Origin of the sequence: Paractinoplanes toevensis (genome assembly GCF_018332695.1) — a bacterium.
GTDB classification, from domain to species: Bacteria; Actinomycetota; Actinomycetes; order Mycobacteriales; family Micromonosporaceae; genus Actinoplanes; species Actinoplanes toevensis.
This window is the reverse complement of the sequence record NZ_BOQN01000037.1, coordinates 1-1336: the sequence shown is the minus strand read 5'-3', so window position 1 is coordinate 1336 and position 1336 is coordinate 1. Positions and strand designations below refer to the sequence as shown.

Annotated in this window: 1 protein-coding gene and 1 pseudogene; one reads left to right on the top strand and one right to left on the bottom strand. The window is 77.5% G+C overall.

What is annotated here, in order from left to right; genetic code table 11:
- Nucleotides 1-288: pseudogene (locus tag Ato02nite_RS12745) on the bottom strand (hypothetical protein); the annotation flags it as partial.
- A 340-nt stretch (nt 289-628) separates the two neighbouring features.
- Here Ato02nite_RS12745 and Ato02nite_RS12740 point away from each other — a divergent pair.
- The gene (locus Ato02nite_RS12740) at nt 629-1045 is read left to right on the top strand and encodes a hypothetical protein (RefSeq protein WP_213006687.1); all 417 of its coding nucleotides are present in this window, start codon (nt 629-631) and stop codon (nt 1043-1045) included.
- The last annotated feature ends 291 nt before the right edge of the window (nt 1046-1336 follow it).

Sequence of the window (1336 nt, the reverse complement as noted above, 5' to 3'; positions counted from 1 at the left end):
AGGCAGACCGGTGCGCTGCGGACTACCGAAGCCCGGCGCCGACTGGTCAGGCAGACCGGTGCGCTGAGCGGCGGCGGCCTGCGGCGAAGCCGGACCCTGCGGGAAACCACCGCGCGAGTCGTCGGCCGCCGACGCCGGCTGGCGGCGGGGCAGCTCGTGCAGGACCGGGGCGGGCGGCTGCCCGTCGGCGCGGGCGCCGGCCCAACGCGGGTCGAGCGGCGGCTCCTCCAGCTGGCGGGGCTCGATGTGCTCGGGCACCGGCGGGGTGTTCGCCATCGGCGTGCGCACCGGCAGCGGACCCTGCGGGCTCTGCAGCGAGCCACGCGAGTCATCGCCAGACCGGCCACGCGGGTCTTCGCCGGGACGGCCACGTGAGTCATCGCCGGTGCGACCACGGGGGTCATCGCCGGGACGGCCACGTGAGTCATCGCCGGTGCGACCACGGGGGTCATCGCCGGGGCGGCCACCGGGCCAGCCGGCAGCGGCCGCGCCGGGCTGCTCGCCGGGGATGGACGGCGGGCGGTAAGCCGCGGGCGGGAGAGCAGGGGCGGCCGAGACCGGCGCGGCGGAGACCGGCGCGGTCGTCGGCGTACGGGCGGGCAGGCCGCTCGGCATCACACCGCTGGGGGTGCGCACCGGCAGCCCGCCAGGACCGATCTGCGGCCTCTCGGCCGGCGGGGCCGAGCTGGGCGACTGCCCGGCCGGACCGGACGACTGCGCCGCGAGGCCGGGCGCTTGCGCCCCAAAACCAGGCGACTGGCCCGCAAAGCCCGGCGACTGGCCCGCAAAGCCCGGCGACTGGGCCGCGAGGCCAGGTGACTGGGCCGCAAAGCCGGGCGACTGGGCCGCGAACGGCGTGGCCGAGCTCGGCGACTGGGGCGCGGCCGGGTTGGCCGGCTGCAGCGCGAACGGCACCGCCGACGCGGCCGGCGACGAGGTCGCGGGCTGCGCGGCAGGCTGTGCCTCGCCACCGGGTGCCGGTGGCGGCTGCTCGTCAGCGGCCGGGAAATATGGCATCTGGTTGGCCGCGGCGGCCTGCGCATAACCCGGCGGGCCACCGAGCGCCGACGAATAGCCACCCGCCGACGCCGGTGCCGGCGCGGTGGCCGGCGGAGCGCTGTTGGGCCTCGGGTAGTCGGCGGGAGGCGTGCTGGTCGGCTGCGGGTAGCCGGCCGAAGAAGCCCCGCTGGGCTGGCCATAGCCGGCCGGAGTCTGCCCATACCCGGCGGGCGGTTGCCCATACCCGGCCGGAGGCGCACTGCTGGGCAGACCATAACCCGCGGGAGAAGCGCTACTGGGCTGGCCATAACCCGCCGGAGGCGCACTGCTCGGCTGG